This is a genomic window from Peribacillus sp. RS7 (assembly GCF_041956845.1).
In the GTDB taxonomy this organism is placed as follows: domain Bacteria; phylum Bacillota; class Bacilli; order Bacillales; family DSM-1321; genus Peribacillus.
Map to the genome: position 1 here is coordinate 4760840 of NZ_CP168135.1, position 23144 is coordinate 4783983.

The 23144-nt window shown below is 39.9% G+C and carries 21 protein-coding genes and 1 riboswitch; of the genes, 16 read left to right on the forward strand and 5 right to left on the reverse strand.

What is annotated here, in order from left to right:
* The first annotated feature begins 36 nt into the window (after window positions 1-36).
* Window positions 37-303: a hypothetical protein gene (locus tag ACDZ29_RS23715; protein ID WP_289316467.1), complete on the forward strand. Its 267-nt coding sequence runs from the start codon at window positions 37-39 to the stop codon at window positions 301-303.
* A 376-nt stretch (window positions 304-679) separates the two neighbouring features.
* On the opposite strand, the gene ACDZ29_RS23720 is transcribed toward ACDZ29_RS23715, so the two are convergent.
* From ACDZ29_RS23720 to ACDZ29_RS23735, 4 genes are all read right to left on the reverse strand, one after another.
* Window positions 680-2116 carry an amino acid permease gene (locus ACDZ29_RS23720; RefSeq protein WP_375088873.1) on the reverse strand — a complete coding sequence of 479 codons (1437 nt, stop codon included), beginning with the start codon at window positions 2114-2116 and terminating at the stop codon, window positions 680-682.
* Window positions 2117-2489: 373 nt separating this feature from the next.
* Window positions 2490-3443 carry an arginase gene (gene rocF / locus ACDZ29_RS23725; protein ID WP_289325048.1) on the reverse strand — a complete coding sequence of 318 codons (954 nt, stop codon included), beginning with the start codon at window positions 3441-3443 and terminating at the stop codon, window positions 2490-2492.
* 592 nt (window positions 3444-4035) lie between these two features.
* Window positions 4036-4365 (reverse strand): hypothetical protein, encoded by a 330-nt coding sequence (locus tag ACDZ29_RS23730; RefSeq protein ID WP_375088874.1) that lies wholly within the window; start codon window positions 4363-4365, stop codon window positions 4036-4038.
* A 157-nt stretch (window positions 4366-4522) separates the two neighbouring features.
* Window positions 4523-4765 (reverse strand): hypothetical protein, encoded by a 243-nt coding sequence (locus ACDZ29_RS23735; protein ID WP_375088875.1) that lies wholly within the window; start codon window positions 4763-4765, stop codon window positions 4523-4525.
* A gap of 215 nt (window positions 4766-4980) precedes the next feature.
* Between ACDZ29_RS23735 and ACDZ29_RS23740 the strand changes: the two genes are divergently transcribed.
* The 12 genes from ACDZ29_RS23740 to ACDZ29_RS23795 all read left to right on the forward strand — a co-directional run bounded on the left by ACDZ29_RS23740 (window position 4981) and on the right by ACDZ29_RS23795 (window position 16670).
* A complete protein-coding gene (locus ACDZ29_RS23740; protein ID WP_375088876.1) occupies window positions 4981-5865 on the forward strand; it encodes a hypothetical protein in 885 nt (294 codons plus the stop codon).
* A gap of 329 nt (window positions 5866-6194) precedes the next feature.
* Entirely contained in the window at window positions 6195-7814 is a 1620-nt protein-coding gene (locus ACDZ29_RS23745; protein WP_375088877.1) for an amidohydrolase, read from the forward strand.
* A 103-nt stretch (window positions 7815-7917) separates the two neighbouring features.
* Complete coding sequence (locus ACDZ29_RS23750) at window positions 7918-9150, forward strand: Zn-dependent hydrolase (protein WP_375088878.1); 1233 nt, start codon at window positions 7918-7920, stop codon at window positions 9148-9150.
* A 136-nt stretch (window positions 9151-9286) separates the two neighbouring features.
* A complete protein-coding gene (locus ACDZ29_RS23755; protein WP_375088879.1) occupies window positions 9287-9487 on the forward strand; it encodes a DUF3311 domain-containing protein in 201 nt (66 codons plus the stop codon).
* Complete coding sequence (locus ACDZ29_RS23760; RefSeq protein WP_375088880.1) at window positions 9484-10968, forward strand: sodium:solute symporter; 1485 nt, start codon at window positions 9484-9486, stop codon at window positions 10966-10968. Before ACDZ29_RS23755 ends, ACDZ29_RS23760 begins: the two co-directional genes overlap by 4 nt.
* 69 nt (window positions 10969-11037) lie before the next feature.
* Window positions 11038-11274, forward strand: coding sequence for a hypothetical protein (locus ACDZ29_RS23765; RefSeq protein WP_375088881.1), 237 nt, complete (start codon window positions 11038-11040; stop codon window positions 11272-11274).
* A 23-nt stretch (window positions 11275-11297) separates the two neighbouring features.
* Entirely contained in the window at window positions 11298-11738 is a 441-nt protein-coding gene (locus ACDZ29_RS23770; RefSeq protein ID WP_375088882.1) for a hypothetical protein, read from the forward strand.
* An 18-nt stretch (window positions 11739-11756) separates the two neighbouring features.
* Window positions 11757-11894, forward strand: coding sequence for a hypothetical protein (locus tag ACDZ29_RS23775; RefSeq protein ID WP_375088883.1), 138 nt, complete (start codon window positions 11757-11759; stop codon window positions 11892-11894).
* Between the two features lie 972 nt (window positions 11895-12866).
* Window positions 12867-13184, forward strand: coding sequence for a DUF3870 domain-containing protein (locus ACDZ29_RS23780; RefSeq protein WP_289325054.1), 318 nt, complete (start codon window positions 12867-12869; stop codon window positions 13182-13184).
* Window positions 13185-13376: 192 nt separating this feature from the next.
* Window positions 13377-14537, forward strand: coding sequence for a DUF819 domain-containing protein (locus ACDZ29_RS23785; RefSeq protein WP_375088884.1), 1161 nt, complete (start codon window positions 13377-13379; stop codon window positions 14535-14537).
* 15 nt (window positions 14538-14552) lie between these two features.
* Complete coding sequence (locus ACDZ29_RS23790) at window positions 14553-15635, forward strand: dipeptide epimerase (RefSeq protein WP_375088885.1); 1083 nt, start codon at window positions 14553-14555, stop codon at window positions 15633-15635.
* A 24-nt stretch (window positions 15636-15659) separates the two neighbouring features.
* A complete protein-coding gene (locus ACDZ29_RS23795; RefSeq protein ID WP_375088886.1) occupies window positions 15660-16670 on the forward strand; it encodes an NlpC/P60 family protein in 1011 nt (336 codons plus the stop codon).
* Window positions 16671-17387: 717 nt separating this feature from the next.
* On the opposite strand, the gene ACDZ29_RS23800 is transcribed toward ACDZ29_RS23795, so the two are convergent.
* A complete protein-coding gene (locus ACDZ29_RS23800) occupies window positions 17388-17762 on the reverse strand; it encodes a DUF2294 domain-containing protein (RefSeq protein WP_289316457.1) in 375 nt (124 codons plus the stop codon).
* A gap of 245 nt (window positions 17763-18007) precedes the next feature.
* A riboswitch (cyclic di-AMP (ydaO/yuaA leader) is annotated at window positions 18008-18149 on the forward strand.
* A gap of 669 nt (window positions 18150-18818) precedes the next feature.
* Between ACDZ29_RS23800 and kdpA the strand changes: the two genes are divergently transcribed.
* The 3 genes from kdpA to kdpC are packed head-to-tail and all read left to right on the forward strand — an operon-like array spanning window position 18819 to window position 23137.
* A complete protein-coding gene (gene kdpA, locus ACDZ29_RS23805; protein ID WP_375088887.1) occupies window positions 18819-20492 on the forward strand; it encodes a potassium-transporting ATPase subunit KdpA in 1674 nt (557 codons plus the stop codon).
* A 22-nt stretch (window positions 20493-20514) separates the two neighbouring features.
* Window positions 20515-22554 carry a potassium-transporting ATPase subunit KdpB gene (gene kdpB / locus ACDZ29_RS23810; protein ID WP_375088888.1) on the forward strand — a complete coding sequence of 680 codons (2040 nt, stop codon included), beginning with the start codon at window positions 20515-20517 and terminating at the stop codon, window positions 22552-22554.
* 25 nt (window positions 22555-22579) lie between these two features.
* Window positions 22580-23137, forward strand: coding sequence for a potassium-transporting ATPase subunit KdpC (kdpC, locus tag ACDZ29_RS23815; protein ID WP_375088889.1), 558 nt, complete (start codon window positions 22580-22582; stop codon window positions 23135-23137).
* The last annotated feature ends 7 nt before the right edge of the window (window positions 23138-23144 follow it).

Genomic DNA, 23144 nt, shown 5'->3' on the forward strand with positions numbered 1-23144 from the left:
TTTATTTTGCTATCCTTTAGCAGAGGGGGGATCAATATGAAATTCACATCTATTAGTCAATCAAATATAGATGAATTGTGCATTGCGTTTGAAAGTTGTCTTACGAAACATGACATTACATTTAAGTATGTAGATATGACCGAAGAGAACGGAATCATATCGTTTATTTTTTGTAATGACCCGGAAAAGGCGAGATCGGTCGAATTGGAAAGTGAACGCTTCATCGGATTGGATACTGATTACATAGCCAAGGAAATTTTAGAGCCAATCCTGCCTAGATTAAAAGAATATGCACAAAAATAAAATCATCGATTAAGATGATTTTATTTTGTGATGCTTGTTAAATGTCATAAGATTCATTCTATAGCTTAATTCGAGCTGAATTATCCAGGCGTTAAAACTGAAATGTAACTTCCTATTATATGCTTTTTATCATGGACAGAGAGTAAATATTTCTTTGATCAGAAAGTGTATATTTTAGGGGATCTAAAAAAGCTGGAAGGGAAAAAGAAGAATTTATAAAGCGGTTTACCATTGGATAGGTAGGCAGGAAATGGTGATTAAATAAAAGAAAAACCCTAGGTGTGAAAACATCCAGGGTTTTTCTTCTTTGAAAAGCAATCTTTATGGATTGTAAAGATCGCTTTTCACTACTTACTCTACTCCGCAGCGTTCAGGATCAAATGACCATTTTTTTACCGGCAGTTAATTCAACTTCCTGCATTGGAGATTCGACTTTCTTGTTTTTCTTCACTCTAAAGTGATAAACCGCATAACATCCAATGAAGAATGTCCCCCCGCAATAAAGGGCCATTCGCTGCTCAGGAACAAAAGCTAGACTGATCATGACGATGCAGTTTGCTATCAAGGCAAGAATGGGGATGAATGGATATAGCGGTACTTTGAATTTCAAGTTTTCCACCTGTCCACCTTTGCGGATATATGATCTTCTGAAAGCAAGAAGACAAGCCGCGATGGCAATCCAGCCAATTTGTGCTCCTAATCCTGCAAGGGAAAGAAGAAAGACAAACACTGTTTTGGCGGCTACTACACTTGAAAGTAAAGACAAACCAGCTATTGCAAGGGTGATAAGCAAGGCATTAAGCGGAATTCCTCGCTTATTTACCATACCGAGCTTTGGACTTGCCATGCCTTCCTTAGAAAGCGAGTAAAGCATACGTGTTGCCGCATAAAGGCCGGAGTTTGCAACGGACAAAAGCGCTATTAGAATGATGAAGTTCATAATGTCAGCCGCATAAGGAACTCCGATACTATCCAGTACAACAACGAATGGACTTTCAACGATTCCTGCCTGTTCCCTTGGAATCATCGCTGAAAGAACAGAGACAGAGAGAACGAAGAAGAAAAGGGTACGCCAAACGGTTTGTTTGATCGATTTAGGTATGACCTTTTCCGGGTTTTCACTTTCACCAGCGGCAATTCCGATTAGCTCTGTGCCCTGGAAGGAAAAGTTCACTGTAATCATTGTGATAAGCAAGGCCGATATTCCATTCGGGAAGAGGCCCTCACTGAAAAAGTTGGAGAAAAATGGTGCTTCTTGTCCACCTTTCATATCAATAAGCCCAAACATGGCAGCACCGCCAACTCCGATAAACAGGATTATGGCCAATACTTTTATGCTTGAAAAAACAAACTCAGATTCGCCAAATGCCTTTGCTGATAATGCGTTCAGTAAAAATATGAGTAAAGCAAAGATTGCACACCACATCCAAACAGGTGATTCAGGGAACCATCTTTGCATAAGCTGTCCAGCTGCCAAAAACTCCAAGGCAACCGTAACAGCCCAACCTAACCAGTAAAGCCATCCTATGGCAAAGCCAGTTCCAGGACCGATGAATTTAGTCGCATATGTCTGAAACGAACCGGAAACAGGCATGGCAACCGATAGCTCCCCGAGACAAAGCATCGTTAAATACATGATAAAACCGCCGACTATGTAAGAGAGGATAGCCCCGATGGCCCCAGCTTCATGAATGGTGTAGCCTGAACCAATGAAAAAGCCTGTACCAATACATCCCCCTATCGAAATCATAAATAAATGTCTTGCTTTCATGCTCCGTTTTAATTCATTTGGTTGATTTTCTATTGTCTTCATTGAAAAACTCCTTTACCTGATGGGTGCAAACGGTTTCATTTATGTCTGGACGTTATTAGGGAATTTGTGTATTTTACTCACAAATGTAAAAGATTTGATTTGAATCTTAGATGTTGTTGAATTCCCTAGAATAAGAGATTATTTCTGCATTTAGATATATATAGGTTCCAATGCAGAATTAATTTCAGGTAGCGCCGCTTATAAAGAAAAGGAAGCCAAGCGTCAGGAAACTAGGGATGAATGGATTCATGTGGACCATCCTTCAATGGGTATAAAGCACCCTGTTGAAGTAGGGGCTATTTCCACTGGGCCATCTATTTAACGAAATCTCTCATAATTTCTTACAATACCAGTTTTCTAAAAAGATGTACAACTATTTAACATCAACCAGTAAATCAGCAGTATTAAATTGGTCTTCCGCTCCATAAAGTAATTTTTCACCAAGCAATGAGCCCATTAATGCGACAGCAACTTCAGCCGTTTTATTATGCTCGTCCAATATTGGGTTTATCTCTACAAACTCAGCAGATGTAATGATATTAGCTTCGGCTAGCATTTCCATGGCAAGATGGCTTTCACGGTAACTAATACCTCCCATTACAGGTGTTCCAACCCCAGGTGCGTCATCTGGATCAAGACCATCAAGATCAAGTGATAAATGTACAAGATCCGTACGTTCTTTCAGATAAGCAATCGATTCTTCCATCACTCTTGTCATACCCATTCTATCAATCTCATGCATCGTAAAAACTTTAATTCCTTTTTCCCTGATTAACTCTTTCTCACCTTGGTCTAAGGAACGGGCACCAATAATGACAACATTCTCTGGTTTGATTTTTGGAGAATATCCGCCAATGTTAGTCAGTGCAGGGTGGCCAAGGCCCAAACTAACTGCTAGAGACATACCATGTATATTTCCTGATGGGGAAGTTTCGGCTGTGTTTAAATCGCCATGTGCATCATACCAGATTACCCCTAAGTTATCAGAATGCTTCGCTAAACCAGCTAATGTGCCGATTGCTATGCTGTGATCTCCCCCTAATACTAAAGGAAACCGATTTGATTGGATGACTTCATCCACTTTTTGACTCAATTTTTCATTACCTTCTGCTACATCCTGCAGATTCTTTAAATTTGTGTCGCTATCACTTTGTGCTCTTTCTTGTATTTCTACTTTAATATCACCTTCATCACGGACAGTATAGCCAATGTTTTCAAGTCTTTCACTCAATCCTGCATATCTGATGGCACTAGGCCCCATATCCACTCCTCTTCTAGTTTGACCAAGATCCATTGGAACACCAATGATTGAAATTTCCTTCTTCATGTATAATTCTCCCCTTTCAATTTTTCTTCCCTAGTATAAGGGTAAAAGTATAGATGACTCAACTCGACATTTTTTTGAATATTTATACGATTGGGAAAAGGGAAAAAGTCTTGGGTTAATATTCCTATTTTTAATTTTGTGAAAATGCCGAATTTTTTACCGGATAGGGTATATTTTATGATTAAAAAGTGCGTTAAATACAATAAAACCCCCACTCCTATTGATCTTGAAAATTCAATAGGAGTGGGGAGGATTCTTCCATTTAACGTTTATCGTTAACGGTATTAAGAGTTAGTGAATATATTTCACTAGGTACATTTATTCATAAAATGAGGCTGTAACTCAGATGCTAGGATTAATAATTTTCATAATGAATAATAAGGAAGACTAAAAATAGATGATTTTACACTTCATTTCACTTTGTTAGCATAATATATTTTCTGAAATATAATGTACTTTTTACAAGTAAGGATGAAAACAGTGGGAAAACGGCCCAAAGGATTGAAATTATTCAGTATTTATCGAACAGCTGGTCTAGAAAAAATTGATGGAAATTTTTGCTGTGTATTTTATTTAAAAAAATCTCAAACCTTTAAAATGATTTACTCCATTCCTCATCTTCGAGAAGCACACCATTGTTGCTGATATATTCTACAATCATATTTCCATTTTTAAGCACCCTATCTTTTTTTAGGGAAGTGATAATTTCAGTAAATCGGTCTTCATCTGCATCCTGTTTTTTACGTGAAAGGGTAATCCGAATGGTTGGGGCAACTTCGTAATCTTTATAGCTAGCAGCTTTATTTGGATCAATCTTTAATTCTTTCCCGATCCTCTCATCAAAAACCAAGAGTAATTGATTCGAATCGCCTATTTCTTCTTGAATCTCTTCCCAATCATCACTTTCAGCAATATCTCCCATATCCTTGGATATCAATACGTCCCCCAGTTCATTTTCTATATAAGGCCTTATTTCTTTTTAGCATCATTTTGCCATTTATCAGATATGAATGTGTCCTCCATTTCCCCTGTTTCCTCATTAAAGAAAACTAAAAATTGAGTACCATATTTTTCATGTTTCACTTTAGCTGCATAGTCAAAATAGCCCCAGTTACCCATATTATCGTGTAGGACATCATATATTTCCGTTCATCTTCAAAGTTTTTCTCTAAGTATCGTTCAGCTTGATGTTTAACCTTCTTTTCTTCATCCAGATCTGCTTTCATGCTCTGTGTGAATGAAAACACAAGTATCACGACACCGGTCAAGATAATTAAAAAAACACCAAGTAAAGTCAGTAAAATCTTTTTTGTTTTGCTCAAGGAACACCCTCCTGTTATCTCTGCTTTCTTTCAATATTTCCCATATTTATTCTAACATTTGCCTAGCTTATTTAACTATTGAAATTTAGAAATCTGGCTTTAATCTAAGTAGCGAACCTTATCCAGCTGCGAAATCAAAATGACCTGCCCTCTACAATATCGGGATACTTTGTTACAATAATTAAATGGATAGTACCCTAAAGGGAGAGATTTACTTGGAAACCTTTCAAAGAGAAATCAATCATAATCGAGAAGAATTCAGAAAGATGAGGTGGAAACAGCATCGTTTAAAAGTTACAGGGTTATTCGATGCCGCTTTTTCGAAAAGAGAGAATGTTGATAAAGTGGCGATTGTTGGTGCAGGCAATTGCGATGATTTGGATATTGAGTATCTGGCAACTAAATGCAACTCCATATATTTATTTGATATTGATATGGAAAGCATGGAAAAGGGTACCGAGAATTTGCCTGAACGGACTCGGAAAAAAATTCAACTTGTTGAAATCGATGTAACAGGCCTCGATAAAATGGGTTTTGATCACCACCTAACTTCCATGCTGAAGCGTGGTGAAAAGGCAGAGGGAATCATTCAGTATATAAAGGATACCGAGAATCGGTTAAGTCAGCTTTCTGATAGAATTTTTGCTGATTATCATAATGGTTTTGATATCGTGGCAACCTCCGCCATTTATACCCAACTTTTTTATAATTGGGCCAAGGAACTGCTTTCTGATTATGGTAAACAATATCAGAAAAAAGACGCAGAAGAGATAAAGAATGGATTTTTAGATCTTAGGGATGAGATAGTATGTACGTTGAATCACTCTATATCTAAATGTATCAAGCAAAATGGATTGTATATTACATGGACTGATATCTTAAAAATGGAACCCGAGTATATGGATACCATTAATGAAGGGCTGAATGCCATCTTTGCCTTAGCTTCAAACGTGGGTTATGGGGCAGCATTGATTGGGATAAAAACTTTTATTGAAGAAGTGGATAAAAGTGAATTGTCCCTTCGATACTGGCTATGGGAATTTAATGCCAATAAACAGTATTTGACCATTGGCATTATAGGGAGATTGAATGGGTTGTAAAATAATTGAAAAATGGAAAGGATAGGTAGGCATATCAGCGGCTGTACCTATCCTTTTTTTGATTGGTGAAATTCCCCCTAAATTCTATCAATCCATATCTAAAACGTGAGTAAATGGGGACTAAAAGTCATAAGAAGATAGACATAATCATATGAAAGGTATAAAAAAACGATAAAATTTTTGACTATTTGTCTAATGAATTCATAATCTGGGGTGGATATAATGAATCTATTAAAAACGGAATATTCAAATAAGTGAAAGTGGGAGTCAGCAAAAGAAAAGGAAGTGGTACGAGTAATGAGGGTAAACAATAAGGAAGGTGTGAGTGTTTGAAAGCTGATATCGTGTTCATAAACGGCGAGGTCATAACAGTTGATCAAAAAAATTCAGTTGCAGAATCCTTGGCGATTAAAAGAAATAGAATCTCGGCAGTCGGAACGAATCAGGAAATCAAGGTTTTTATCGGAGAAGAAACAAATGTGATTGATTTGCAGGGAAAGTCATTACTTCCTGGGTTCATAGATTCTCATATTCACCTTATATTGTATGGTGTAAACCAGTTGGCAGTAAGTTGTAAAGCTGAACATATCGAATCTGTAGAAGATTTGTTAATCGATCTGAAGAAGCAAGCTTCGACAATCCCTAAGGGTGAATGGATCCGCGCTTGGGGCTTCAATGAAACAGCTGTGAAAGAAAAACGTTATCCTACATTAGCAGAGTTGGATGCCATTTCAACGGACCATCCCATTATGGTAACCCGTACATGCAGCCATATAAGTGTGGTGAACAGAAGGGCGTTAGAAATTGCCCGAATTGATGAAAGCACAGAGGATCCTACTGGAGGGATTATTGAAAAGGATAAGGCTGGGAGGATTACAGGAAAACTCATTGAAACAGCAAATATGATGATGGCCGATATCGCAAGTTATACGGAAGGTGAACTATTGAAAGCAGTGAAAATTGCGTCGGAGCATTTCATCGCCGCAGGCATAACAAGCATTCATGAAGCTGGTGCTTATGGTCCAGAAAGTTTCCTTTTAATGCAGCAAGCCGTTAAAAGTAAGGATATACGTGTCCGCATCTATGCGATGATCGGTTCATTGAATAATTCGCATGAATTTGTAAATGAAATGGTGGATTCAGGAGTCGTAACCGGAACTGGGGACGAAAGGTTTAAAATCGGACCAGCTAAATTGTTTACGGATGGCAGCAGTACCGGTCCGACAATTGCTACCCGTGAGCCCTATTCGAGTGATCGCGGCTATTCCGGCATTCTTTATTATAAAGAAGAGGAAATCTATCAAGTATTAGGTCAAGCACATGAAAAGGGCTATCAGATCACAGTACACGCCCAAGGTGATAGGGCGATAGAGATGTATTTAAATTGTGTGGAAAAGGCTTTGGATGAAACGCCAAGAAAAGATCATAGACATAGGATTGAACATGCTGGAATATCTTCGCCGGATTTACAAATGAGGATGAAAGAACTGGGGATCATCCCAATCCCCAACCCCCCATTTCCTTATGAATTCGGTGATATATATATCGAACACTACGGCAATAGGGTCAACCACATGTACGCCGCCCGTGATTATATTGATAATGGCATCTTGGCTGCAGGTGGGTCTGATGCTCCCGTTACCGATCATGACCCATTATTGGGCATACATGTTGCTGTTAATAGAAGAAGCAGGTCTGGTACGAAAATAGGGACGGTTCAATCGATAAGCGTAATGGAAGCCATTAAACTATACACTTGGAATGGCGCGTTTGCGAGTTTCGATGAGGATGTCAAAGGCAGCATAGAGGAAGGGAAGCTGGCCGACCTAGTAATATTGAATGATAGTATTTTGAAGGTGGATCCTCAAAATATTAAAGACTTAAAGGTTGAATCAACGATTCTGAATGGAGAGATTCTCTATCATAGGGAATCATTAGTGGAAATATAATCTAGAGTATCTAGTAAACAACCAAGACTTTCACTATGATTTTTTTGGCTTAAGCGAACAATGTAGAATTTTTAGCAGGTTATCTAAAAGGGGGATTTTCGCTATGAAAAAGCAAAAATTATTAATTAATGGTGAGAGGCTGAGTCGTACACTCGAGAAATTCGCGGATTATGGACGCACAGAAAACAACGGAGTCACACGGTTATCCCTTTCCGAAGAAGATCGATTAGTCCGTGATTACTTTTGCGCTTGTTGTAAAGAATTGGGGATGACCATTAAGGTTGATGATATGGGGAATATTTACGCTACTTTAGCGGGACTTGAAAACAAACCGCCCATTGTAATGGGATCACATATGGATACCGTAAAAAAGGGCGGACGATTTGATGGTATCTTGGGTGTAGCTGCCGGCTTAGAAGTCGTGCGGACTCTGGTGGAAAATAATATCCAACCGAAAATTCCGGTGATGATCGTCAATTTTACGAACGAAGAAGGAGCCAGGTTCGAACCTTCCATGATGTCATCGGGAGTTCTTTCAGGGAAATTCGAAAAATCAATCATGCTGCAAAAGACGGATAGTGAAGGAACCACTTTCGAAAGCGCCTTGAATGCCATTGGATATGCAGGGGATAAAGAGTTCCGTTTAAAAGAAGCGACTGCATTTCTAGAGTTGCATATTGAACAAGGGCCCATTCTTGAACGTGAATCATTGACGATCGGTGTCGTTGAATGTGTCCTTGGAATGGTTTGCTATGAGATAGAAGTTACTGGAGAATCCGATCATGCGGGAACTACCCCGATGAATATGAGAAAGGATGCTTTTTTCACGGCGAATAGTTTGATTATGGAGGCCCGTCAGAAACTAGGCATGCTTGATGAAGATTTAGTTTTTACGATGGGAAGGGTAAATGTGTTTCCTAATATCCATACGGTCATCCCTAATAAAGTGGTTTTTTCGCTAGAAGCGAGACATAAAGATTCCAAGGTCATCGAAATGGTGGAGGAAGTCATTGAAGGCCTTACAACCACAGGTTCAGAAAGTGGCTGTGACATCCAAGTGAAAAAATTATGGGACAGGGATACCGTTTGGTTCGACAAATCGATTTGCAATTTGCTTGAGCAATCGACCCATTCATTGGGTTTACCATATAAAAGAATGGTAAGCGGCGCAGGTCATGATGCTCAGTTTATAGCTAGTTATATACCGACTGCCATGGTTTTCGTCCCAAGCATCAACGGTAAAAGTCATTGTGAAGAGGAACTTACTACTTGGGAAGATTGTGAAAAAGGCGTCAATGTAATATTGGAAACGGTTATTGCCATACAGTCCAATTAAGATGAATATATGGTTGGTTGAAAGCAGGAAATGACTGGGACCGACGGATGCTATCAAACCATCGGCTTAGTATGAAAGTCAGCTAAACTGATGGTAATGCATCCATGTTAAGAAGCTAAATAGGGGAGGGTATAAATTGAATGCTATTAAGCTATTGCTTTTGGTTCCGTTTATAGGGTTCTTAGGTTTATTGCCCTATGCAAATAAAATAGAACCGTACATATTGGGAATGCCTTTTTTGTTATTTTGGGTTGCATTTTGGATGGTGATGGCTTCGGTCATCTTAATGATTGTCTATAAGTTCGATCCTGATAATAAAGAGAGTGATCTTGAATGAATACCTCATTACTCATCATTTCCATCTTCTTGGTTCTAGCACTATATTTAGGGATAAAAGCAAGAAAAGGGAAGGATATGGATATGGAGCAATTTGCCGTAGGGGGCAGGGGCTTCGGTACATTCTTCATTTTTCTGCTGATAGCAGGTGAAATTTATACAACTTTCACATTTCTAGGCGGAAGTGGGTGGGCTTACTCAAAAGGTGCCGCCGCTTATTATGTTCCAGCCTATATATTCTTAGCCTACGTCCTTTCATATTGGCTTGTTCCAAAAATATGGAGGTATTCAAAACGCCATTCCATTATCTCTCAGCCGGAGTATTTTGCATCTAAATACAAGAGCAGGACAATGGGGATGATCGTGGCTGTATTGGGAAGCTTAGCCCTCGTGCCGTACATAGTCATACAGCTCAAAGGATTAGGCATCATTGTTTCAGAAGCATCTTATGGAGCCATTTCACCAGTTGTAGCGAGTGTGATCGGTGCTGTGGTCGTAACTACTTATGTAATGATTTCAGGCATTCATGGGTCAGCATGGACAGCCATACTGAAAGATTTCATGATTTTGGTAGTCGTTATCTTTTTAGGGATTTACATTCCATTTTATTACTTCGGGGGCATTCAGCCGATGTTCGAGACAGTACAAGCCGCTAAACCGGAAATGTTAGTTTTAGCAGATCAGGGATTGAGTCTATCCTGGTTTGTGTCCACCGTTTTGCTGAATGCATTAGGATTTTATTTACTTCCCCAAACATTCATGGTCGTTTTATCGTCGAATGGCGAAAGAAACCTTCGCAAAAATGCCATTGCTTTACCTTTATACACACTGTTACTGCTTTTCGTCTTTTTCATAGGATTTGCAGCCATCATGGAAATCCCGGGTTTGCAAGGAGCTGATGGTGATCTCTCTCTTTTAAGACTGGCGATTCAAACATTCGATCCATGGGTAATAGGGGTGATCGGAGCTGCCGGTTTATTGACGGCCCTTGTACCGGCTTCAGTCATGCTAATGGCTGCATCGGTAGGTCTGACAAATAGCTTTTTCAAAGTTCTGGTCCCCGCTGCGACTGAAACACATCAATTGATCGTCTCAAGATTAATAATCATTGGTATCTCAATCATCGCTTTAATTGTAACGGTAACAGGCGGCGAAGCTTTGGCCATCTTGAATATCATGTCATATAGTTTAATAACCCAACTGGCACCGTCATTGTTTTGCAGTTTACCAAAAAACAATATAATCAATAAATATGGTGCGATGGCAGGAATACTGGCAGGTGTGCTAATCGTTTTATATGCAACGATTTGGGAAGTGAAGGTTGCTACATTCCTACCGGGTACCCCACATGTAATTAATGATATCAGTACAGGTGTCATCGCTTTGTTAATTAATATACTAGTAACATTCATTGTAAGTGCAATGACTAAACATATCACAATACAAGAGACCGAAATGAATGATCTGGATAAGATATCCTGATTTCGTTTAATCAAAGCCATTGGAATACTGACTGGAAAAACGGATTAAGCATGATTTGGGAGGACTTTTGTGAAAATTAATATAACCGCTTGTCAATTCCGTGTGGAAAAAGTGTCAACTTTCGATGAATTTCAGAAACAAGTGGAAGAATTAATCACCCTAGTACCCGAAAACTCGGATTATATCATTTTTCCAGAACTGTTAACTATCGGGTTATCAGCGACTTTTGGAGAACAGGATGCTTCGTCCGTTACCAGGATTGATGAATATACCAATCAATATAAAGAACTTTTCAGGTCAATCTAAAGAAAAAAAAGCAGGTCATCATTGTGGGCGCGCATCTGGAACGCCGTGAAAATGCTTCAACATTGCATACATTTTTGATAAAGACGGATCATTCGTTGAGCATAAAAAAACTCATATCTTTCCTGCTGAAGCGAATTGGCATACTACTGAAGGTGGATGATCTGGAGGTTTATTCATTAGGTCCAGTTAAGATTGAAATAGCGGTATGTTATGAAGCTGAGATACCTGAAATTTCAAGAATATTATCAGTGAAAGGGGCGACATCATTTTTTGCCCATCATACACGTTTACGGAGGCTAGTTTTTGGCGAGTTTGCCATTGTGCACAGGCACGTGCAATCGAGAATCAGGTATATTTTGTTCATTGACCCACTGTTGGTGAACCAGGGGCACCCCTACCGAACGGATACGGTCGTGCCAGTATACTTAGCCCTTGTGACAGCGCTTGGCCAGCAAATGGAATAGTAGCCGAGGCGGAAATGAATGAAAATACAACTATTATCGGAACTGTTGATATCGACGAACTTTATGAAAATCGAAAAAGTGGTGCTGCAACCACTTTCGGGGATCGCAATCGACGAAAAGATATGTAGGCGAAATATGAGCCTAATGAGGGGCTGAATTAGGATTGGAAAAAATATTATTAATTTAATAGTGTCCCAGACTGTAGGCAAACTCGAAGAAAAGCGAGTTTGCCTACAGTTTTTTAAAAAAAATACCGTTCCAGTTGATTTCAGAAATCCGCTCCCTTTCCGCCACTGTCTGCCAAGCCGCATCAAAGCAAGCGTAAGTAGGGTCTCGGCTATCCAGTTATTCAGAAGGAGTGTCGCATATTACTTCAATCTAATCAGGATGTCATTCCATATAAAAAGGTAAAAATTCATGAAGGAAAACCATATCTCCCTTTATTTTCTAAAAAATATTCCAGTTGATTGGAACGGAAGGTACGAGACTCCTGCGGGAAAAGCGCGTCCAAGGGAGACCCCACAGGCAAAGAGCGCCGAGGAGGCTCCCGGACCGCCCGCGGAAAGCGAGTGCCTGGAGTGGAAATCAACGTTCCTATTTAACAAACCCTCAAAAAACATTCAGTTGATTTCAGAAATCCGCTCCCTTTCCGCCGACTGTCTGCCAAGCCGCATCAAAGCAAGCGTCTGTAGGGTCTCGACTATCCAGTTATTTGGCAGGAGTGTCCCATATTTCTTAAATCATGGTAATTATCCTCGATGTGACCACTATGCTTTCGGAAAATGGAAACTAACATTGTAGTGGGCACTCAAGTCCAATAAAACATGGAACGGAAGGAATCATGCTAATCTTCTTTAAGATTGGCAGCATAACCTTCCGTATAATAGTGTGTAGATGGGTATTTATCAGTTAATGACATGTGTTTAAAAGGACTTGGGCTGCGTATTGGCCAGAACTTTTCAAGTCTCTTGCCGAAGGAATTGGTAATTAACTTAATATACTAAATATATTGTCAAATGCATGTTATATATATTAGAATATAAATAACCATTTCATATTGTAATAATATAGATAGTCACCCTATTTATACCTGTTATGATGTCTGTAATGGCAGGAGGCACAAATATAATGTTTCATCAGAATACAGTATATATCGTTGGCGAATCGAAGGCGGCTTCTAATAACCCAATTACGCAGCAATTCAACTGCTTTTTTATCGGGTTCGTCATTGATAATGATACACATGAAATAGTGGATGTGGAATGCTCGACTACGATATCGCTTACATCGCGGTTCATTCATTCCATGTTAGTAGGTAAATCCATACTTCAACCCGATGAATTGGAGAAAGTAATTGAGAAACGGTACTTTGGTTCATCTCAGAAAGCACTGACCGTCGCTCTAAGGAATGCGAGCATTAAATATCAACAACTTTATAATTTATAGCTGCTTCTTTTGTTATTCGCAATTGAAATCCAGCTGTTAAAGAGTGTATACGCGCTCTTTGGCAGCTGGATTTTTTTATGTGGGGCTATGTTAGACTCTGTCGAATTTGAATTCTTCTTATTGGCTTTTTACTGAAGTTGAAAATCACATTTTAGTTTAACGGAACCCCCTAAATACAAGGAGGAATGGGAAATGATTCAGGATGGTGTGATGTTTGTCTGTTTTTTATTGGCATTTACTGCCGTTATTGCAGTAGCGGAAAAAAAGATAGGAGGAAAGTTCTTCAAGTATGTACCTGGTATTGTCCTAATTTATATTGGAGCTGCTTTGATGAAAACTTTTGGGGTCTTTTCAGACAGTGAGTCAGTCGAAAGTGCATATGGCACCATACGGGGACTCCTGCTTCCTGCCATGCTGATGCTCATGCTTTTGCAATGCGATATGCGTAAAATAATCAGACTTGGACCAAAGATGCTTTTAACTTTTTTTGCCGCTTCATTCAGCATCATTGGAGGGTTCACCCTTACTTACGTTTTAATGAATGGCTTTTATGCGGAAGGAACATGGAAGGCATTCTCGGCTTTAAGCGCCAGCTGGACGGGGGGATCTGCCAATATGGTGATCTTACAAGGAATACTCGATGTTCCTGAAAATATTTTTGGTTATGCGTTGATCATGGATACAGTCAATTATTCCATTTGGGTCATGTTCTTGTTTTGGCTGGTGCCTCTTGCTGAAAAATTCAATATTTGGACTAAAGCGGATACATCGTTCATTGATCAAATGACTTCCGAGCTTGAAGCGGGGGAAACCACAAAAACGGAATTTGGATTTGTGGAATTGATCGGTTTCCTGGCGCTGGCTTTAATTGTATCAGCAGGGGCAACCAAAATGGGGGAAAGGCTGCCAGTACTGGGTGCCGCAGTGAATGCGACCACTTGGACGATCATCATTGCATCGACAATAGGTTTAATTCTGGCTGTCACAAAGGTTGGCCGTATTGCCGGTTCCATGGAAATTTCCAAAGTTATGCTTTATATAGTCATTGGTTTAATTGCTTCCCATGCCGATTTTTCACAGCTGTTTCAGGCGCCTGTGTATATTTTATCCGGATTTATGATTCTATTCTTTCATGGGTTGATCATGGTCATTTTAGCTAAAATCTTTAAGTTGGATCTATTCACTATGGGAGTTGCCTCATTGGCGAATATAGGAGGGGTGGCATCAGCCCCAATATTGGCTGGTGCATTCAATCGTGCCCTAATACCGGTCGGAATTTTGATGGCTGTACTTGGCAGTCTTCTGGGTACCTATTTTGGAATTCTTACATCATATATACTCTCAAGCTTTTAAGGAAGGGTTGTTAATATGAAGATTGAAAGTTTACAAGTATCAGTGGAAACTTTGCCACTTGTCAAGCCGTTCAAGACTGCATTACGTACAGCTATGGAAATTGAAAATATCATGGTTTCCGTGAGGTTGGAGGATGGAACGGAAGGTTTGGGAGCTGCAGCCCCCACGGTTGCCATCACAGGTGATTCTACAAAAGGAATCATGACTGTCATTGAAGAAGTGATCACGCCACATCTAATCGGCCGCGACATCGAGAATATCAATGCATTGTCTCAACTAATCCAACGATCCTGTGTAGGCAACACAAGTGCAAAAGCTGCTGTTGAAATAGCTTTATATGACGCAGTCAGCAAACGATGGCGGCTTCCTTTATATCAATATCTGGGTGGTAAATCGAATGTCTTGAAAAATGATATGACAATCAGCGTTGATGAACCTGAAGAAATGGCAAAGGCGGCATTGTCCCTCATCGATGGCGGATTCTCAACAATGAAGATAAAGCTGGGGAAAGACTGGAAGAGTGACGTGGAGCGGGTTGCCTGCATTCGTGCTGCTGTTGGCGACCAGGTCATTATCAGGATTGACGCAAATCAAGGGTGGACAACAAAACAAGCGATTTCCATCATTCATGAACTCGAGGAAAGAAAGCTGAACGTTGATTTGGTGGAACAGCCAGTGCAAGCCCATGATATCGAAGGATTGAAAGAAATAAAGAGGTCTGTCCAAGTGCCGATAATGGCAGATGAAAGTTTGTTTTCCCCTCGTGATGCCATGAGACTCCTGAATGAACATGCTGTTGATTTCCTTAATATTAAATTAATGAAAACAGGAGGAATTCGACGGGCACTTCAAATCGCGGATATGTCAGAAGCAGCAGGGGTGGAATGCATGATCGGCAGTATGATGGAATCATCCGTGAGCGTAGCCGCCGCTGCACATCTGGCAACCGCTCATCCAAATATAACGAAAATCGATTTAGATGCACCATTATGGATTAAGAATGAACCATTTGAAGGCATTGAATTTAGGAAAGATCAACTCCTCATTGCCGATAAACCTGGACTCGGAGTCAAGAGGAAATCCTCTTTTACTCAATAAAACTATTTTGAAAGGGTGATTATTTTGATTAGACGAAAAAGGTTAACCGTTTTAGTGCTATCTTTCTTTGCGCTCAGTATTTTAGTATTAAATCCCAACGAAACCGGCGCAAGTGAAAAGGAGAGAATTGCCTATGTGGATGTAACTGCTGCAACTCTTTGGACGGAGCCGGGTCTATTAAGGGAATTGGATGCCCCTTCAGCATCGAACCCCGTTGATTTGAATGCATGGATCAAATCCATGAATTATGAAGACAAACTGTGGCTTGTGGGTAACCTGGAGACACAAGCGTTATATGGTTCTAAAGTGACCATTCTAGAAGAACGGGGTGAATGGGTGAAAGTAGCTGCTGCCAATCAGCCTACGCCCCGTAATGAAGCAGGTTATCCAGGCTGGATGCCGAAGGGGCAATTGAAATTAGGAAAATCCTTCGAGAAGCAGTTCAATAGAGGATTTGCCCTTGTAAATGCTCCAAAGACTTGGCTTTATTCGGAAACGAAACATCGGTCGAAATTCATGGAGATCAGCTTCAATACACGCCTTCCGTTATTACAGGTGAAAAAGGATAAAGTGAAGGTGATGACACCAAGGAACGGAGCAAAATGGATAGAAAAGAAAGACGTGTCGGTCTACCAAGACGAAAGTCAAATTCCAGTTCCAACCGGTAAGGACATCGTAGAAACAGGAAAGGGATTTTTAGGGCTTCCTTACCTATGGGCTGGAATGTCCGGTTTTGGATTTGATTGCTCTGGTTTTACCTATACGATGTACCATGCTAATGGAATAACGATTCCAAGGGACTCCTCCATTCAGGCGCAACATGGTAAAAAGGTGGAACCAGAAGATCTTCAACCAGGTGATTTACTATTTTTTGCCCATGATAAAGGGAAAGGAAGGGTCCATCATGTGGGAATGTATATTGGCGACGGCAAAATGATCCATTCGCCAAACAGCTCAACACATGTAAGGATAGATGAAATAAAAACATCGGGATACGGAGAGGAATATGCCGGAGCAAGAAGATATATCGAATGATTCTTAATGATACACAAACTCTGGTAAAAATGTTTTGAAGATAGATTATTATTTTGATGGTAAGAATGATCGGAAAATCACTATTGAAGTCTATGAACAAGTTGGTTTAATAAAGATGCATCACTAGTGTTCCAAGTGCCGTAGTGTTGAATAAAGGCCTGTTGAGCAGTTTGATTGAGATGCAGTAAAAAACCTCTCAATAAAAAAACTCTTTTTTATTGTCTACTTGACAGGATTAAGTTAAGATTATTCCCAAAAAGCATGAATGTTGTTAAAACATCATTCGTGCTTTTTTTTAGCGATTTACACTTCGGAAGGGGCAGGATTAATATACTGAAATCATTTATCAGTACTTTTGTTGTGTGAATAGTTACCAAAAATACATTGGGCATCATTCATAGAGTAATATATATATGGAACAGAGCCACCAACAACACCTGCAGCTGCATAAGCTCCACTGTAAGGGGCTTTTTGTAATAATAGATAAAATATGCTGCAACACCTATTTTAGGAACCGCTGTTATATGTTTTCTAGCAGGTGGTTTAATTGGAGAATGTATAATGATAAAAAAGTGGTTAAAAGAAAAGTGAACCTTAAAAAAACATCAGTGGGGTGGCAATAATTATTGTCACCCACTGATGTTTTCTAATATAAAGTTTTTTTAAAAATTATTTTACTATAATATAAGGATGGTAGAATCGTTACTTTTTGCCTACCTACTTGATGGTATCAAAAAGCCGTTCCAAATCCTTATCCATAATGAAAACTTCAATTCTTTCGCCAGTTTTAGTGCTTATATCACTGTGAGAAGAAAGAACCTTACAACCAGTATGATCTTCAACTATTTTTTCATAATCCTTAGTGTACATTTCACGAAGTAGTGAACGCATTTTTTTTACAAGTTTTTTGCCGGAATTGTGACTCACAAGGTGCTTTTCCTCAACAGTAAGGACACCCTTGAAACGGGTTATCAACATATCATTGATTATATAAGTTTTAGTTTCCTGAGGTCCTCTTCCTATCAATTCACGCTGGAACTTAATGAACGCTTCGCTTATTTCAGCCTCAATCCTTTTTTTTGTATTTATCATAATGCCTCCAGTTTATCTGACGAATTTATGGGATTTATCATAATGCCACGTCTAAGTTCCTGTCAATAACAGTTTGTAAAACTTTAGAAAAAAAGTGAAAAATTTAGTATATTTGAGAAATATAGCATTTTTGCTGATGAAATGGGTAAATATCGTCTTAAATGATCAGAAATGGAGGTTTTTAAAGATTAATATGAGTTTACAAACCTTGAATGAGGGGCGTACAATAATCCTCATGAAAAACAATTTGATATCGGCCAAATCTCAAGTGATTGAGAACGGAGGACCCACTATTCATGGGGTTAATTCTGCATTTGCAGAAGGGATGAGATACTCTTTCGCCATCCTACCCGTCAGCTAACTTCGTCGGCTAAAGCGAAGGAGGTCATAAGACCACCTTGATTCAGGAGGCTTTTTTGTTATGTTATAGCAAAATGGCAACTTGACATTTCCGTAGGTCTTTTTATTATGCCTATAATTGAAAAGGTTTCTTGGAAGACGGATCGTGGAGTAAGCTCTATGGCTTGCTGGGCGTTAAGTAGACCAATGATTACTTTTTCTCCAACAAAATGTTTGTTTCTGTATATCTTTCTTTTTCTGATGCGTTCATGACGCTGTAGGACGGAGATTGGATTTGTGCAGGGCTGCAAACTAGGGGAAAAGTAACCATTGGTCTATTTTTTTATGCCTTAACCGACGTCTGCCTGAGAAAAGGAACAGTGTTAAAGGTCCAATATCATAATCCAAAGGTGAACGCTAGGAACCACGATTTTAGCCAGTAACTATAAGAAACCAATCTTTTAGGAGGTGATGGGGAATAAAGGCATTTAATGGCTGGGCGGGAAGGGAGAAGAAAAATGGATATTATAGTACTTTCATTAATGGCTACACCGTTTATCCTCTTTTTAGGATTCATTCATTTCTGTAATAAAGTCATTGCAAAGGGAGAGTAGAGAAATGTTTTTAATGATCATCGTCGGAGCGGTTACGTTGTATTTAATACATGCCTTAATATACCCGGAAAAATACTAAGGGAAACTAACGGAGGAGAAGGAAATGGATCTAGTGCAAATCGTTGCGGTACTGGCAGTTGCGATTATCTTAGCCATACCATTGGCTAAATATTTAACGAATGTTTATTCCCTTGAATTAACGAAACAAGATCGGGTGTTTGGAAGGATGGAACGGTATATCTTTAAACTATCCGGCATTAACACGGTGGATATGAAATGGCAGCAGTACGCCAAGGCACTGCTAATGAGTAATTTAGTGATGTTCTTAGTCTCTTATATTATCATTCGCTTCCAAGGGGGGTTACCAGGCAACCCCAGCAAGATAGACAACATGGAACCATTGTTGGCATTAAATACCGCTGCAAGCTTTCTTACGAATACCAATTTACAGCATTATAGTGGAGAATCGGGACTTTCTTATTTATCTCAAATGGCAGTAATCATATTCTTGATGTTCACGACCCCAGCTACCGGCATTGCTTTATGTATGGCTTTTTTTAGAGGATTGACAGGTCAGCGGAGCCTAGGAAACTTCTATGTGGATTTAATCCGTACGATTACTCGAGTGCTGCTACCATTATCGATTTTAATTGGTTTAGTCTTAGTGTCCCAGGGGGTTCCGCAAACATTTAGCCCTACGGCAGTCGCTACAACATTAGAAGGAGCCACCCAAAATATAGCAAGGGGACCTGTAGCGGCACTAGAATCCATTAAGCACATAGGAACAAACGGAGGAGGATTCTTTGGGGTCAACTCAGCCCATCCGTTTGAAAATCCTAATGGTTTCACGAATGTCTTAGAAATATTATCTATGTTCCTAATACCCGCTGCCCTTCCGCTGACGTTTGGGTATATGGCGAGGAATAAGAAGCAAGGCTGGATCCTATTTTCAGCAATGGGATTCATGTTACTTCTCTTCTTTAGCATTACTTATTTTAATGAGAAAAATGGCAATCCAGCATTAGAGGAAATAGGCCTTTCGCAAGAGGATGGGAGTATGGAGGGGAAAGAGGTTCGTTTCGGGGTGGCCCAGAGTGCATTATTCACTAGTATAACTACAGCTGCCACCACAGGGTCGGTAAATAATATGCATGATACCCTAACACCGCTAGGAAGTGTAGCACCACTTGCAATGATGATGGTGAATTGTGTATTTGGCGGAGATGGTGTGGGTACGGTCAATATTCTCATGTATTCCATATTGGCCGTATTTCTTGCCGGACTGATGGTGGGACGTACACCTGAGTTTTTGGGTAAGAAAATTGAAGGCCAGGAGATGAAGTTAATAGCTATAGCGATTCTTCTCCACCCGTTGATCATATTAGTTCCATCGGCCATTGCTTTAGCGACACAAATGGGTTCAGCAGCTATTTCAAACCCGGGCTTTCATGGCATTACTCAAGTCGTTTATGAGTTTACTTCTTCAGCAGCCAATAATGGTTCCGGTTTTGAAGGTTTAGGCGACAATACCCCTTTTTGGAATGTTTCCACTGGTTTAGTCATGTTGTTCGGACGTTATTTTTCCATGATCGCCATGATTGCCGTCGCAGGATCATTACTTGTAAAGAAGCCTGTTCCTGAGACAATAGGAACTTTCAAAACGGATAATGGTACGTTCCTTGTCATTCTTTTAGCCTCGGTTTTAATTATTGGAGCTTTGACTTTCTTTCCAATAATTTCACTTGGACCGGTTGCAGAATGGCTTACGATTAGATAAATGTTGAAAAGGGGCATTTCAAATGAGAATAGAGCGAATAGCAAGTTTAAATAAGAACCTTGTTTATGAGGCAGGTAAAGATGCACTCAAGAAATTGAATCCAAAAGTTATGGCTCGCAATCCAGTCATGTTTGTAGTTGAAGTGGGGTTTGCCATTACACTTCTTCTGTCTATATTTCCTGCGCTTTTTGGTGGAGTGGCTGATAGGGGGTATAACATTGCAGTATCCATCATTTTATTCGTAACGATCATTTTTTCTAATTTTGCCGAAGCTCTTGCAGAGGGACGCGGAAAAGCGCAAGCCAATAGTCTCAAAAAGACAAAGCAGGATACTAAAGCAAGGTTAATCCAGAAAGATGGATCAGTAATAATAGTCGATGCCTTGCAATTACGTAAAGGCGATATGGTTTTAGTGAACGCAAACGATTTAATACCGACGGATGGAGAAATCATCGAAGGAGTGGCAGCCATAGATGAATCAGCGATCACGGGTGAATCAGCTTCTGTAATAAAAGAACCTGGTGGGGATTTCAGTTCTGTAACAGGAGGTACAAAAGTCATCAGTGATTATATCAAAGTTAAAGTCAGTGCAGACCCTGGTGAATCTTTCCTAGATCGGATGATCAATTTGGTCGAAGGAGCTAAAAGGCAAAAAACACCGAATGAAATCGCACTTGGCACTCTGCTGGTTAGCTTGACCATTATCTTTTTACTTGTTTGCACCACACTGGTACCGATTGCGTCATATATTCAAGTTACCCTTCCAATCGCGACCTTGGTAGCATTACTGGTTTGCCTGATCCCCACAACAATCGGGGGCTTACTCTCAGCCATAGGAATAGCGGGTATGGATAGGGTAACACAATTCAATGTAATTGCGAAGTCTGGAAAATCGGTCGAAGCAGCTGGTGATATCAATACGATCATCCTTGATAAAACAGGAACCATAACACATGGTAACCGCATGGCTTCAGCCTTAATACCGGCTAGCGGTATATGTCAGGAGGAGCTTAACCAATATGCCGTATACGCATCTTTACATGATGAAACCCCTGAGGGCCGCTCTGTATTGGAATTCGCCAAAAAAAATGGGTTACCTGAAAAAATGCTGGATAAAAACGGTACCGAAGGAATTGAATTTACGGCGGAAACCAGAATGAGCGGAACGGACTTTCCTGATGGGAAAAGGGTAAGAAAGGGTGCAGTTGATACGATAATGAAATATATAGTGCATCAGGGAGGGAAAGTGCCTATCGGATTAAAAGACACTTGTGATGAAGTGGCTAAAAAAGGAGGTACTCCACTGGTTGTCACAGAAGGAAACCGTATACTTGGCACAATATACTTGAAAGATACTGTGAAACCAGGCATGAAGGAACGATTTGGTGAATTAAGGAAAATGGGTATTAAAACCATAATGTGCACCGGGGATAACCCGTTAACAGCTGAAACCATCGCGAAAGAAGCTGGTGTCGATGATTTTATTGCCGAGGCCAAGCCTGAAGATAAAATATCTGTCATCAAGCGGGAACAAGAGGAGGGAAAGCTTGTTGCAATGACTGGAGACGGAACAAACGATGCTCCTGCATTGGCACAGGCAGATGTAGGGTTGGCGATGAATACAGGGACAAACGCGGCGAAGGAAGCAGCAAATATGGTGGATTTAGATTCAGATCCCACAAAAATCATCGAAGTGGTAGCGATTGGGAAACAGTTGCTCATGACTAGGGGAGCATTGACAACCTTTAGCATCGCTAATGATGTAGCTAAATATTTTGCGATAATACCGGCCATGTTCATGTTGGCGATACCTCAAATGAAAGCCCTGAACATTATGGGATTGGCGACACCCCAAAGCGCCGTATTATCAGCTTTAATATTTAATGCCATCATCATTCCTTTGCTAATACCTTTGGCGATGAAAGGGGTTAAATATGTTCCTATGAGCGCTACAAGATTGCTGACGAGGAATTTGACCCTGTATGGATTAGGGGGAGTGTTAGTTCCCTTCATTGGTATTAAATTGATCGATTTGCTACTAGTTGTGTTAAGCATGTCTTAAAAATATAAATTAAGGATGGTAATCCATGTTAAAAAACTTACGTTTGGTTTTGGTGCTTCTAGTCATATCTGGAGTGGCCTATCCGTTACTTATGACAGGGCTAGCACAGTTGATGATGCCTGCGAAAGCAGAGGGCAGTTTAATTAAAAATGAATCGGGTGAATTGATAGGTTCCGCAATGATCGGCCAATCCTTTAAAGAACCCGGTTACTTTCAAGGCCGTGTTTCTTCTATTGAATATGATGCGGCGGGTTCAGGTTCGCCAAACTTTTCTCCTTCAAATGAGAAGATGATAGATCGGACAAGAAAAGACATTTCGAACTTTTTAAAAGAAAACCCTACTATCGATAAAGCAGACATTCCATCTGACTTGATGACGAATTCGGGATCAGGGCTTGATCCCAATATTTCCCGTAATGGAGCGAAGGTACAGGTTCCTCGTATAGCTCAAGAAAGGGAATTATCTGAAAAAACAGTATATCTACTCGTGGAAAAATATACAAGCAGCCGGTCACTTGGAATTTTTGGTGAACCCCGAATTAATGTTTTGGAGTTGAATATGGCATTGGACGAATTAAAATAATTATATT